Genomic DNA, 13,152 nt, shown 5'->3' with positions numbered 1-13,152 from the left:
GTCATGCATGTCAACAGGATTACGTTTACATTGTAAGATTACATCCATCTACCGGAGTATTTCGATATGTGATTTTACAATTCAGACCATCCACAGAAGCGTTAATGGAAGTGATAAAATGAATGTTAAACTGGAAATCTGCAAGGGGGAATAATGCGTGATGAATATTTTAATTGCCTAATTGATGACTTTGGTGAAGCGACTTCAAGCATTCAGGTTCCAATGGAAATCATAAACAAATGGACTGGTATTCTTCCTGATATCTTGCTGGATTACTGGAAGTCTGAGGGGTGGAGTTCATATAAAAATGGTTTATTTAGTCTGGTAAACCCTGATGATTATGAAGACCTTTTGGATCTGTGGTTAGAAGGCACGCCGTTTGAGGAACTAGACTCTTATCATGTGATTGCAAAAACCGGGTTTGGTAAATTATTTATTTTTGGAGAGAATACTGGATGCAATACCACTGTAACGTGCTACATAAATAAAATTATATCCGTGAAAAAAAATAGATATAAAAAGGATGAGCGGCGGTTGGATTTGAACGTTAAATCATTAATTACCTCACTATCTCCCGAGGATTTAGATATCGATGGTGAGGACGGAGAGCATATTTTCGAGAGGGCTGTTAAGATACATGGTCCTTTGGCTGAAAATGAAGTTTTTGGATTTGTACCTGCAGTAATATTAGGTGGGGCAATGGATGTAAAAAAAATCAAAAAAATGGATGCCCACATTCATTTGTCACATTTAAGAGAGTTTTGCTTACCAGATATTTTTGAAATTTAATTCTGAATCCATTTTTAATTTTACATTACTGCCATAATATGAAAGGTTACTGTTCAAGCGGCTACTACATTAGGTAATAAAACTGTTCATCTTGGCACGTTCGCTTCAGTAAATAGTGCTGTATCTGTTACCCACCCTATTTAATTGCTGCAACTCAGCGCTGCTAGTCAGGCATTTTATTTTTCCTGTTAATCCGAGAGGTCATCCATTTCAACAAGATTAGGACGGTGGATAGCTGGGATTCAGCAGTAAGAATTAAAATAAATTTAATATCCAGGCTACCTATCGGTAGCGATGAGTGGTTGTTTTATGATAAGGAAAATTTATAAAGTGGGTATCTGGTTTTTTCAGAGATTTTTTATAACCATCAAAATATATCCTGGTTTTTATATCTGCCATTAATTCGAGAATGGGGTTATATAACCAGATGCAATATATACTGTCCCTACAGAATCTGTATCACTTGATGAAGTTGCTAGTAATATTATAACGGAAATTGATATCGGTAATTGAGTAATATATGCGCCCTATGATGATGTTCTTTCTTCTATTGAGGTGGCAAGCCAGGAGATACAAAATGAAGTCATTTTTATTTCATATGTCCATAATTATTTTTACTATTTCTTTTAGAGCATACGGGAATGACATGCCTAATAAGAATGTTGAGAATAAAAATATACAGACTGAAATATCATCGACTCCTTCGATCTACGATTTAAGTGAAAAGGACAAGACAGAACTTGAAGTTAAATCATTAAATGGAGATGCCAATGCATCATTTCGATTGTATCAATACTATTCCTTTACTCTAAATGATATTGATGAGCAAATGCGATTTTTAAAGAGAGCTGCATGTCAGGGGAATAACGTTGCTCAATATAATTATGGATTTTTTTTATCATATGATGATCCAGAATTTGCAAAATATTATAACTTAAATGAAGCGATTTACTGGATGGGGTTAGCCGCAAAAAAAGATCATGGAATAGCTGAAACTATGCTAGAAGAACTTAAGAGCAAAAGATTGAAAAAGCAACAATGATGTTGGCAACTGTTTAAATACACAAAATATTGACATTAAAACACGAGTAAAAGACTAAGGATGAGCGGGCTGGCTCTGGTAGACACGAACAACTGAGTGGCATGGAGCGTAGGGCACGACGAGGAAAGCGGCCTGTCTTACAACCGCCATCGTTACTAAAATCCGAGGTAGGAGCGGGATATTACTCAGGATCAGATTGGGCTGGTTGGGGGGGAATTAACTCATATATTTATTCACTAGAGCCGATAAGTAGTATTGACCACTTTTGGGATTAGAATCTTTTACTAACATAAATATGGGGGCAGGGGTAACAGAGCGAGCCACGCTTGGCCTGTCGATGTCTGAAAATGGATCCTCTTCAGAAGAACTAACCCATGCTATGGTACCTTTTCCTCCCCGAATCCTATGTCAATTTAAATGGCATGGATAAGAGTTATAGGGCTCACGTTAATACTCCTGATTCACAATAGGATAATGCAGAAGAAAAAGAGTCATTACTGGTGCTGAAACACATGCGGCAAAAAATTTAAAATAATGCATCAAAAAAAATAATAAAAGTAGTAGTTATCATTCCGACGGATCTTTGAAATATTGATGAGGAATAGCGTGTTTATGGATAAAATAGTCTTAAGTATATTTCTATTTTTGTGTGTAAAGGGCGCAGAGGGAAAGGTAGAGAAAGAAATAAGTACTTTGTGCGATACCGGTGTCGTGAATAAATTAGAGGTTATTTATTATCCTGAATATATTTCAACGAATGTTTCAATGAGTTTTGAGCAGTTGTTGGCGCGCTACATTTATAAAATTGAAATAAATAACGTGCAGGATTCTCCTTTGCGTAATGAAATAGTGAAAATGCTGAATATCGATTATTTTGAACATGAAAATGCCAATGACTTACGGTGGGGTGTTCGTATTACCTCTAAAGATAATAAAATTTGTGATGTGTATTTTGATGCGTTTGGAAATTGCGGGAAGATAAATGATACAAATGTATGCTTTAAAAATAACTCCATTTTAGCATGGGTTAAAAGTAGAGTTCCCTTATTTGTACGATACGATGGTTATCCCTAACAACTGAATTTTCAAGTTCATAATTTTTGTGATGGGAGGTCACAGGCACAGCAGGCTGACGGGGAAAACGAATCGTATCCCGGAAGGGGTGAGCCGGATGTATGCCAAGAGGACGGACCGCTACGACGATGATAACCAACACCGGCTGGAGGGCGAAAGCCGGCAAAATGCAGTGAGTGAAGCAAACCGGACATGGCTGGCAGGGAGGGAATTTGTATCAGTATCATTTAGATCCCATATTAGGGGTTGATCCATTAGGGTTGTTTGTACCTTTAGTTATTGGTGGCTACTATATAAGCGCAGCAGCAGTTGCATAGATTTCTACAGTTTTTGTTACGACAGTGGTCTTATCAACTCCAGAAGGACAGCAAGCAATAAGGGGGGCGGCAAATGGCATTTCTGATATGGCCTCTAACTCTTGGGATAATATTGCTGCAATGGCTGCACCTGGGAATCAGGTTGATACAGGTATTGCTGCTCAATTTAATGATATAGTAAGCGATTGTGCTTTAAGTGGAGGAAGAAACCTGAGAGATGTGGTGTCTTACAAGAATTAATTGATAGTGGCAAAATTAGTGCCGCAGCCGCCAAGGGAACATAAAAAGCTCGGGGATGCAGAGAGCCAAAACATTTTAAAGGCGGTAACAAGAGATAAAGAGAATGTTTCATGAGCAAAAATAGAAACCAAGCACAAAAAGAAGAGAAAGAAATATTATTATTTTCTAAATATAAGAAGGCAAGTAATGATATTTTGGTCTTCTCACTTAGTAGCTCAAACTCAATGGAGCAACTCGCAGCTGCAAGGGAATTACAATTAAGAGGTGGGTATGAGGTTATTCAATTGGCGAACACGTTTTGCCAAAGCAGTGATTACAAGAAAAGAAAATTAGGCGTATTTATTTTAGGCCAAATAAATTTTATTTCAGAAAAAGAAGAGCAAACTGCGTTTGATATATTAACCAAACTTGCAATTGAAGATAAAAGTGCGATGGTTCGTTCTACCGCTATTGAATCCATGGCCCATCGCTGTAATAAAAATAGTTCGTTTTATACATTGTTAATGAAATACTGCTCCATGACTTTTAATAATAAATCAGTTTATGTTAGAAGGGCTACCGCGTTTGCGCTCTCGTTTATAAATGATGAGAAAACAATACCTTTATTAGTTAGTCTTTGTAATGATGAAAGTGATGAGGTCAAAAATTGGGCTGCTTTTGCCATTAATTCTAACGAATATGATACAAAAGAAATTAGAGATTGTTTTTTTGAAATGTTTTCTGATCCAAACTCAGAAATTAAAGGTGAAGCAATCACTGGATTAGCAAGGTGCCATGATATGAGAGTTATTACTGTGTTGAAACAGGAATTGAAGCAAAAAATTGTTTATGACGATATAATTAAGGCCGTAGAAAGTCTTGGAGATAGAAATTTTATACCTATTTTAGAATCATTATTAAGTGATTTTAATGATGATGATGAATTGATTCAGAACGTAATATGTAAGTTGCAAAAAAAAAGGTAGCTTATGACTCGATATGTAGCTAATGTAATTCAAGGTTTTAGAACTACAGGGTTTATTATAAGATGAGTGTTGCATCTTCTACAGCATATAAAATTATTAACGAGTAAGAATGTTATTATAATTTTAAGCAATAACTAAAAAAGATGTTCATTGCACATGGAAATATTACATCTGAGAACTCCATGGCCTTGGGTGGTTAATTAATTCAAAGTTAGTTAGGCCAGTATTAACTTGTGAGTGGTGAGTGGATTGTTCAGAATGATTAAAATAATTGATATTAGAATGATTGGTTGTTTACTGCTATCAATGTTATATCCATTAGATAGTGGTGGAGGTATTAAATTCTATGGGGTTAACTCAATGAATGAAATGAAATATTTTTTGAGAATGCAGGTGTAATGTATTCTAAAGATAATGAATTCGATGAAATACGACAGCTATGGTATTGGCATGACGATGCATATTTTTGCCACGTTAATTACAGATAACTTTCCTACTAAATGTGGGGGGTAAAGTGAAATTGGATTTTTTTAACGATAGGCTATATTGCATTTATTTTGAAAACATAGAGTTAAAAGATAAAGAGTGTTATGGGTCTGAATTAATTAAATTTAAAGATAAAAACTCAAATGTAAAAATGATTTTAAAGGATGGTATTGTTATTTCTGAAATGTCTATTTGTGATTCCACCTTGGAAAAAGAAGTGTTCAAATGGATTAGACGATGGTCATAATATGAGTTTATAGTTTTTTTAAATACTCGATAAAGTAATTAATTGAATGAAGATAACCTAGTGCGACGGTCACAGCAGATTCGGTTGCAGGGCGGTAGTACGACGAGGAGAGCGGACTGTATTCACGACAGCGGTTGGCCAAGAGCAAGCATTGGCATGTTATGTGGAGTAACGTTAAGTCTTAAAACAAGATCCGAACTAAATAACAAAGAAGGAAAATAAACCCTAGGGTAAACCCCAAGTGCTTTGGAGGGCATAATGAAAAAGGCATTGATAATCTGTTTTATTTTTGTTGTGGTATGTATATCTGCCGTTGGAGTTTATCATTATTTAAAACCAACTGAATTCGAGATTCTACTACAAAAGGCTAATCAGGGCGATGTTGTTGCGCAGGAAGCTCTAGGCCGCAATTTTTATTATGGAGAAAACGTTGAGCGTAATTATGAGCAAGCGGCGAAATGGTTTGAAAAAGCCGCTAATCAAGGGTTTTCTAATGCTCAGTACTCCTTAGGGATATTATATAGCAGAGGGCAAGGAGTGCCTCGAGATTATATAAAAATGTTTAAACTATATATGGATGCGGCAAAACAAGGTTTAGTCGATGCACAATCTGATGTTGGATTCGCCTATGAGCATGGGAGAGGCGTCGATCAGGACTATAAACAAGCAGCATGCTGGTATCAGGTCGCTGCAGAAAAAAATAACTCCATAGCTCAGGCAAATTTAGGCCGGCTTTATGTTGCGGGGCTTGGCGTGCCTAAAGATTATCAAAAGGCTCGTGAGTTATTTATAAAGTCCGAACATGAGCCTCAATCAATGGCGGAATTTAACTTGGGCAGAATTTATTATTTAGGCCTAGGTGTAAAAAAGAATGATGTTGAAGCCGCGAAATGGCTTCAAAAGGCAGCAAAAAATGGCTCAGCGGAAGCACAAAACACCCTTTCTTACTTTATTTTAAAAGGCATTGGTGGATTATCAATAGATAACAAAAAGGCTTTTTCGCTTTTAGTTAAGTCAGCCCGGCAAGGTCAGGTGGAAGCACAAAATAACTTGGCTTTAATTTACGAAAATAAAATGAATGATTTGCCTCTCGATTACAAAGAGGCTTATGCCTGGTATGCTGTCGCATATAAAAATGGCAAAATTGAAGCTAAAAAATCCCAAGAGAGTGTAGGGCATAAATTAACAAAAAAAGAGATGTCAGAGGCTGAATCCCTCTCAGTTGAGTATATGGCAAAATATTCAAACAAGGCTGATTGAATCTGCACAAAAAAAATTTGAGGCTGTGTGATGATCCCGGTGAGCCATTAACTCATGATGTTTGCGGTGATAAAATTCAAAACATTAGTAGCTCTCCGATTAAACTCTTTGAGGATCTTGAAGCGACGGGGTTGCGATGTGCAGTCCTATTACTAGCGATATTTTTATGTTAATACATTAACCAAGCGTAAGAACTGCTTCCCAGCGGTAATTAAGATTGGTTCGCAGGGGGCGATATGGGCGGGTGTATAGATTCAACCTACCGTGAGTCCATATTCTGATTTTAGTGTACCTAAATAGTTTGCCTATGCTCTTGTGTATATACTGTGCGCCGGAAATACAAGCGCTAAGCATTCGGTGGAACACCACTTTTCGACAAGCTGAACACAAGGGATAGATGTCGGTGAAACAGAACAAATGGTTTTTTGGGGCGGTGGTTTTGGTTGCCAGTCATCAAGTATTTGCTTCGATGGATGTTGATGAGTGCGAATGGTGGGCTGAAGGATGCAGTATGGCGAGTTATCCATTTTATGCACCGGCCAATGACACCCGCAGCAATTTACTGATGTTGGCTTCCGAGCGGCTTCATTTCGCATCTCCCTTCCCGCAGCTGACCACTGATGAACGCACCTCTCGTGCGACTCCATTTTATATTACCCGCCTCAAAACGACGGACGGCTTTGACGAAACGGGCAGCATTGTTATCCCCGTTGACGCTCAGGCGTTGATGGCTGATGCGCGTAAAATGAGCATTAATCTGGATGGTGTGGCATTGGAGCCAAGTTACACCAACGTAGACGGTGGGCGCTGGGTATCGAACAATCCCGCCACGTTACAACGGTTCTTCAAACAATTGTTGGCGGATGATTCTCTTACCGATGAGCAGCGCCGTGCTCTCGCCAATGAACGTGTTCGCTTACTGCGTGATTCCGCAGAGGAAAGTGCACTGCCAGCTCAGCCATTCCCCGCAGACTCTCACGCTCAGGCATTCCGCGATTATTTAGCGGGTATTGATGCTTTTTATCGCGGTGATTTTTCAAACGCTGAGACACAATTTTTGGCCTTGAAACAAAGCTCACAGCCATGGGTTGCCGAAACTGCGCAGTATATGTTGTTCCGTATCGCTCTAAACCAAATTGTAGAGGATGCGGTGGACGATATGGGGATGTTTGACAGCGCAAAAAGTAATAAGGCGGCGGCTGCGCTGGCGTTAGAGCGAGGGGATGAATATCTAAGTAGTTTTCCTGCGGGGCAGTATGTCAATTCAGTGCAGGGATTGTACCGCCGTATCAATTGGTACACGGGAGATTACAATGCGTTAGCCTTTAACGGAGAAAAAGCCATCTCTCAGGCTACAACGCCAGAGGCGCTGCAATCTGTAATCAATGAATTGGATGCCCGCTTGCTGGGGAATCAATATCTTAAACCGCCTTTTATTGGTGAGCCTAACAGCCCACAGGTTACCTTTACACAAGTACTAAAACGTCTGCGTGAAAACTATCAGACGCAGACGACAGCGACGCAGGTCACCGCAGAAGAGTTGGCGGGCTATAAAGCGCTATTTGAGAAAGCCGATATGTTGCCTGCTTGGGAATATCTGCAAACCGCATGGGCGTTTTACCTGAAACATGACTACGCCGCAGTGCTTAACGCCGCAGCCTCCGCAGACAAAGACGCAGTGAACGATACGCTGTTGTTTAGCCAACAGGTATTACGCGGTCTGTCCATGCAAGAATTAGCGCGCTGGACGGATGCTGAAGCCTATTGGCGGCATTTGCTCACCGTCGATCACTCACGAATTCAGCAGGATTATCTGCAATACCAATTGGCCAACAGCTTGGCTCAGCAGGGTAAAGTTGACGATATCTTTGCCGCAAACAGCCCCGTAGTAAATCTTACCTATCGTTCAAACGCCTTGAAGATGCTTGCGAGCCAAGATCTGCTCCGCAAACAGGTTGAAACAGGGCAAAGCCCCGAAGAGCAAATTATCGCGCTGCATACGTTGTTGGCGAAGGAGTTGCTTAACGCCGACTATCAAGGGTACTTACAGGACAAACCGCGAACTGAGCTGTTTAAGCAACCTGTGCGCGATGATATGCAGGATGTGATGCTGTCTGATTTCAATTGGGATGGGCGCAATGCCCAAGAGGGGTACGTTTGTCATTCCCTTGACGATATTGTCACGACCCTAGCGCAGCGCCCGAAAGATGCCCGTGCATTAAACTGTTTAGGGGAATACTTTCGTGTTTCCAACTTAGTGATACCTAATGGCTACGACGATGGTATTACCGCTGATTTAACCAAGGCTAAATCTCAGTATGACGATCGCTCCGTCAGCCGTTTAATGCATTACCAACAGGTCATTGCGATGCCTGATGCGCCTCCTGAAGATAAAAGCTATGCACTTTATCGCGCGGTGATGTGCTACGCCCCGACGGGTGAGAATGACTGCGACCAGCAAGATATCGATAAGAACACGCGTAAAGCGTGGTTCCTACAGCTCAAGAATGATTATCCCGGCAGTGAGTGGGCCAGCCGTTTGCGATTTTATTGGTGAGGAACTGGTGCTGGGGAGCTATCGCGCTCCTGTTTAGCCTCGGTGTGCATGCCAGCGAAGGGCGAGTGGAGGCTGGGAATTATCACAATTTCTGGCTTTGGTCGGCGGTTCGCGCGCAGCCCGTGCTGAAGCAGGCACAGGTTTTGTATCTGCATCAGGCGGAGATTATGACGCGACGTGGCAAACCTGCACTGTACAAACGGGGTTTGCCATACTCGGCGATCGTTGTTCCTGACGTGTGGATCTCGGTGCGGGTGTCCACGCTTGATATTCCTGATTCGATGCTAAATGCGTTATTGAAACTGTGCCGGAATTGGGAAGCTGCAGGGACTCATGTGGTTGGGATTCAGATTGATTTTGATGCTGCCAGCTATCGGCTTGATCAATATTCTGTTTTTTTGTTAAAACTTAAAAGCAAACTGCCAACGGGTTATAAACTGGGGGTTACGGGGCTACTCGATTGGGCCAAAACCGGCAGCGTTGAACAGCTTAATCAGCTCCCCGTGGATGAGGTTGTGATCCAGACTTATCAAGGGCGACATACGGTCACTCGCTATCAGGAGTATCTGCCCGCGCTGCGAGGGCTTAACATCCCTTTTAAAATCGGTTTGGTACAAAATGGCGTATGGGAAGAACGTTGGCAACGCTATTTTGCCACTTCCCCCAATTATCTGGGAGAAGTGGTATTCCTATTAAATGAGCAGTAATCAATATCTGTTTTGTATCCCCGTCGCACCTCAAGCGGCATATACGCCGTTCAAAACGGTGCACCCGATCGCATTCTTTCAGGTATATAGAGAAATATTACCTGCTCACAGGGAGTTCTTCTCGGGCTCCCCATTCACTCCATGAACCGTCATATAGGGCAACGTCGTTAGCCTGTAGCGTGGTGAGCGCCAGCACCACGACGGCAGCGGTGACGCCAGAACCACAGCTAGCAATAATCGGTTGCTCAAAGTTAACGCCTGCGTCAGTAAAGATGGCTTTTAGCCGCTCGTTAGGCTTGAGAGCGCCATCTTGAACCAGATCGCCCCAAGGCACGTTACGGCTGGTGGGAATATGCCCACGACGCAAACCCGGACGCGGTTCGTCCACTTCACCGTTATAGCGAGCGGCAGGGCGGGCATCGATAATTTGAACGCTGTCAGTCTGCGTCGCTAACAAAACATCGTTGGCATTTTTTACGACTAACGGATCGAGCTGGGCGGCAAAAGTAGCGTGGTTTTTCGCTGGCATCCCACTTTCAAGCGGAAGCTGTTGTGCTTTCCAAGCGTTAAAGCCACCGGCCAGAATCGAGACCTTTTTTACCCCAAAGCTGCGCAGCATCCACCATGCTCGTGGCGCAGAGAACAAATTCCCTTCGTCGTACACCACCAGATGTTTTTCACTGCTGATGCCAAGGGCCTGCATATCGGCGGCAAACTTTTCCGCCGTTGGCATCATATGCGGCAGCGGGCTGTTGTGATCGGATAGGGCTTCGATATCAAAGAATCGTGCGCTAGGCAGATGCGAGGCGAGGTATTCCGCTTCCATATTGCGCAGGTGTTCTTGACCTGCGGGAGCCATACGGGCGTCAATGAGCTGAACATCCGCATTATCTAAATGTGCCGCAAGCCACTCGGCGGTGACGAAAAAGGTATTTGTCATGGCAATGAGTCATCCTTTTAATTAAAAAAGTCTTATTGAAACAATATCTAAGCCGTTCTTTATACCTCAAATGCCACAAGGTGGTAATCTTTTCCACCGAAGTGAAAACGAGTGACATCGGTCATGCCCAGTCCTTGAACATGGGCGACTAGCGAGTGTGGATTATCATCAGCAATAAACGCCAATCCTGCGTCATATTTTTGGTGCATATGCTCTTTTACGGCGGCAAACAGCTGTGATAACACTCCCGCACCGCGAAAACGGCGAGAGATGCAAACCGGACCGTAAAGGAAAGGCGTGAGTTGGTTTAGCGGGCGCTGATTCAGCGAGTTGTGCTCTGCAACTTCAAGCAGCGCGTCAATAACGGGTGGGTGCGGCTTTGCACAGGTCGCGGTCATGCATACAAAACCGGCCACGGTTTTACCCTCCACGGCAACTAAGATGCCTAGTTTGCCGTTGATGGCTTCGAGCTGAGCCCGACTCATCTGAGAAACGATGTATCCCTGTTGTAAATTTTCGGCATCCAGATTTTCAGGCGTATTCAGCCGTTGGATTTCTAAAATGCTGTCATAGTCTGCTGGGGTAGCTTGTCGAATGATCATGTGCTGCATTTCCCCTATTTATATCTAAAATGGGTGATGAATAGGTGATAAGATTCTGTGGTATAGCTATGATGTCATAACTGTGATGATTAGTTTAAGTTTCATTATATAAGTTGTCATAGTTTTACTACCGTAACCTAAAGTCAGTCTTGTGATAAATCAGAAATGACTGGCTGGATAACAATAGAAAGATCTGTCAACTTATACTGACAGTTACTGTTTCAGTTGTCGTACAATGACCCCATCAGTATGAGCGACAGCTGGTTACCTCTCGTGTTTTTTACACGTATGTTTTTTTATACATAGCAATATGCAGATTAAGGTCAAAACTGATGCGCCTGGAAGTTTTTTGTGAAGACCGAATCGGCTTAACCCGTGAACTGCTGGATTTGCTAGCAGCGCGTAATATTGATTTGCGCGGGATTGAGATCGATACCATCGGTCGTATCTATTTGAATTTTAATGAACTTGACTTTGAAGTCTTCCGTCAGTTGATGGCAGAAATTCGTCGCATCAGCGGTGTTACCGACGTGCGCACGGTGCCTTACATGCCATCAGAGCGTGAACATCGTGCGATGTGGGCACTGTTGGAATCACTGCCTGAGCCGGTTTTTTCCATCGATATGAAGGGAAAAGTTGAGCTGGCGAATCAGGCTGCGCTGACGCTGTTTGGCACGACGGAAGATAAAATCTGTAATCAAACCGCAGGGGGTTTGATCGGTGGTTATAACTTTTTGCGCTGGTTGGAAAACGAAACGGTTGCTCCGCACGCGGAAAAAGTCGTGATCCGTGGTCAGGACTACCTGATGGATATCACCCCCATCTATCTCGGCGATGAGAAGGGCGAAATGTCTGCGCCAGTGGGTGCGGTAGTGGTGTTGAAATCTGCGGTGCGCATTGGACGCCAGCTGCAAAATCTTACCGTTAACGACGACAGTGAATTCGAGCACATCATTGGCGTGAGCCCTAAAATGCGTCAGGTGCTGGAACAGGCACGAAAACTGGCGATGCTGGATGCGCCGTTATTGATCGTGGGTGATACCGGAACCGGTAAAGATGTATTGGCACGCGCCTGTCATTTACGCAGCCCGCGCGGCAAACAGCCATTCTTAGCACTAAACTGTGCGGCATTGCCTGACGATGTCGCCGAAAGTGAACTTTTTGGCCATGCCGCAGGCGCTTATCCTAACGCGCTGGAAGGTAAAAAAGGCTTCTTCGAGCAGGCTAACGGCGGTTCAGTATTGCTGGATGAAATCGGTGAAATGACGCCGCGTATGCAAACCAAGCTGCTGCGTTTCCTTAACGATGGCACCTTCCGTCGCGTGGGGGAAGAGCATGAGGTGAGCGTGGATGTGCGCGTTATTTGCGCGACGCAGAAAAACCTCATTGATTTGGTGCAGCGCGGCTTATTCCGTGAAGATCTCTATTATCGCTTGAACGTACTTACGCTGAATTTACCGCCGTTGCGCGAGCGTACTCAGGATATTATGCCGTTGACCGAGCTGTTTGTGTCACGCTTTGCCGATGAGCAGGGAATGCCGCGTCCTCGTTTGGCACCTGAACTGAACGGTTTTCTCTGTCAGTACGGCTGGCCGGGTAACGTTCGTCAGTTGAAAAATGCGATTTACCGCGCGCTGACTCAGTTAGAAGGGTATGAGCTGCGCCCGCAGGATGTGGTGCTACCTGAGTTTGAGGCAGAAATGGCGTTGGGTGATGAAGTGCTTGATGGCTCGCTCGACGATATTTGTAAGCGTTTTGAACGTTCAGTGTTGACGCGTTTGTATCGCAACTATCCAAGTACGCGCAAATTAGCTAAGCGTCTGGGCGTATCACACACGGCGATTGCGAATAAACTCCGTGAGTATGGATTGAGCAGTCGACGCCATACAGAAGCGCATCCTGATTCTGAGGACGCGTAAAAAAGAA

At 43.1% G+C, this 13,152-nt stretch carries 12 protein-coding genes and 1 pseudogene; 11 read left to right on the top strand and 2 right to left on the bottom strand.

Going from position 1 to position 13,152, the window contains the following annotated elements; genetic code table 11:
- Nucleotides 1-153 precede the first annotated feature (153 nt).
- From HMPREF3091_RS14035 to HMPREF3091_RS14000, 10 genes and pseudogenes are all read left to right on the top strand, one after another.
- Nucleotides 154-789 carry a GAD-like domain-containing protein gene (locus HMPREF3091_RS14035; RefSeq protein WP_070716517.1) on the top strand — a complete coding sequence of 212 codons (636 nt, stop codon included), beginning with the start codon at nt 154-156 and terminating at the stop codon, nt 787-789.
- Nucleotides 790-1,016: 227 nt separating this feature from the next.
- Nucleotides 1,017-1,118, top strand: a complete 102-nt coding sequence (locus HMPREF3091_RS23080) for a DUF6258 family protein (RefSeq protein WP_371328690.1) — start codon at nt 1,017-1,019, stop codon at nt 1,116-1,118.
- 248 nt (nt 1,119-1,366) lie between these two features.
- Nucleotides 1,367-1,831 (top strand): SEL1-like repeat protein, encoded by a 465-nt coding sequence (locus tag HMPREF3091_RS14030; protein ID WP_070716674.1) that lies wholly within the window; start codon nt 1,367-1,369, stop codon nt 1,829-1,831.
- 114 nt (nt 1,832-1,945) lie between these two features.
- Nucleotides 1,946-2,091, top strand: a pseudogene (locus tag HMPREF3091_RS23075) (RHS repeat-associated core domain-containing protein); the annotation flags it as partial.
- Nucleotides 2,092-2,443: 352 nt separating this feature from the next.
- Nucleotides 2,444-2,905 (top strand): hypothetical protein, encoded by a 462-nt coding sequence (locus HMPREF3091_RS14025; RefSeq protein WP_083321432.1) that lies wholly within the window; start codon nt 2,444-2,446, stop codon nt 2,903-2,905.
- A 404-nt stretch (nt 2,906-3,309) separates the two neighbouring features.
- Nucleotides 3,310-3,462, top strand: a complete 153-nt coding sequence (locus tag HMPREF3091_RS22690) for a polymorphic toxin type 34 domain-containing protein (RefSeq protein ID WP_168168191.1) — start codon at nt 3,310-3,312, stop codon at nt 3,460-3,462.
- Nucleotides 3,463-3,572: 110 nt separating this feature from the next.
- The gene (locus HMPREF3091_RS14020) at nt 3,573-4,427 is read left to right on the top strand and encodes a HEAT repeat domain-containing protein (RefSeq protein ID WP_070716516.1); all 855 of its coding nucleotides are present in this window, start codon (nt 3,573-3,575) and stop codon (nt 4,425-4,427) included.
- Between the two features lie 991 nt (nt 4,428-5,418).
- On the top strand, nt 5,419-6,420 hold the full coding sequence (locus tag HMPREF3091_RS14010; RefSeq protein WP_070716511.1) for a tetratricopeptide repeat protein: 1,002 nt from the start codon (nt 5,419-5,421) through the stop codon (nt 6,418-6,420).
- Nucleotides 6,421-6,817: 397 nt separating this feature from the next.
- Complete coding sequence (locus HMPREF3091_RS14005) at nt 6,818-8,977, top strand: PA5441 family protein (protein WP_070716509.1); 2,160 nt, start codon at nt 6,818-6,820, stop codon at nt 8,975-8,977.
- Nucleotides 8,947-9,684 (top strand): DUF3142 domain-containing protein, encoded by a 738-nt coding sequence (locus HMPREF3091_RS14000; protein ID WP_070716507.1) that lies wholly within the window; start codon nt 8,947-8,949, stop codon nt 9,682-9,684. Before HMPREF3091_RS14005 ends, HMPREF3091_RS14000 begins: the two co-directional genes overlap by 31 nt.
- A gap of 97 nt (nt 9,685-9,781) precedes the next feature.
- On the opposite strand, the gene sseA is transcribed toward HMPREF3091_RS14000, so the two are convergent.
- The gene (sseA, locus tag HMPREF3091_RS13995) at nt 9,782-10,624 is read right to left on the bottom strand and encodes a 3-mercaptopyruvate sulfurtransferase (protein WP_004093158.1); all 843 of its coding nucleotides are present in this window, start codon (nt 10,622-10,624) and stop codon (nt 9,782-9,784) included.
- A 59-nt stretch (nt 10,625-10,683) separates the two neighbouring features.
- On the bottom strand, nt 10,684-11,226 hold the full coding sequence (locus tag HMPREF3091_RS13990) for a GNAT family N-acetyltransferase (protein WP_070716506.1): 543 nt from the start codon (nt 11,224-11,226) through the stop codon (nt 10,684-10,686).
- A gap of 332 nt (nt 11,227-11,558) precedes the next feature.
- On the opposite strand from HMPREF3091_RS13990, the gene tyrR reads away from it, so the two are divergent.
- Nucleotides 11,559-13,145: a transcriptional regulator TyrR gene (tyrR, locus tag HMPREF3091_RS13985; RefSeq protein WP_070716504.1), complete on the top strand. Its 1,587-nt coding sequence runs from the start codon at nt 11,559-11,561 to the stop codon at nt 13,143-13,145.
- Nucleotides 13,146-13,152: the final 7 nt, after the last annotated feature.

Origin of the sequence: Hafnia sp. HMSC23F03 (assembly GCF_001816025.1) — a bacterium.
In the GTDB taxonomy this organism is placed as follows: Bacteria; Pseudomonadota; Gammaproteobacteria; order Enterobacterales; family Enterobacteriaceae; genus Hafnia; species Hafnia paralvei.
Note: the sequence above shows the minus strand (reverse complement) of the source record. Positions and strands in the feature narration are given on the sequence as shown.